1 protein-coding gene is annotated in these 276 nt (G+C 47.5%); it reads right to left on the bottom strand.

Going from position 1 to position 276, the window contains the following annotated elements:
• Positions 1 to 276, bottom strand: a 276-nt coding sequence (locus tag AAEY75_RS14910; protein ID WP_352260011.1) for an MBL fold metallo-hydrolase, incomplete at both ends; no start/stop codon positions are given.

Raw genomic sequence — 276 nt, forward strand, 5'->3', positions numbered from 1 at the left:
GTATATTCATGTGCAGGATATAACAGCGTCTCAGCTGGCAGTCCATTTAGACGCTTAAAGCTGTCATGCAACTGCTCAATCGTTCCTGTAAACACACGTCCGCATCCAGCACTAAATAAGGTATCGCCACAAAAGCAGTGCTTAAGGCCATCGATATCTAATATATAAGCCATATGGCTGGCGGTATGACCTGACACATCCCATACCTGCGCAGAGCAGCCCCACGCGCTTACTGTACTGCCATCTTTGATGGTCTGATCTTCATCGACACTATGC

Source organism: Psychrobacter sp. TB55-MNA-CIBAN-0194, from assembly GCF_040309505.1.
Lineage (GTDB): Bacteria > Pseudomonadota > Gammaproteobacteria > Pseudomonadales > Moraxellaceae > Psychrobacter > Psychrobacter fozii.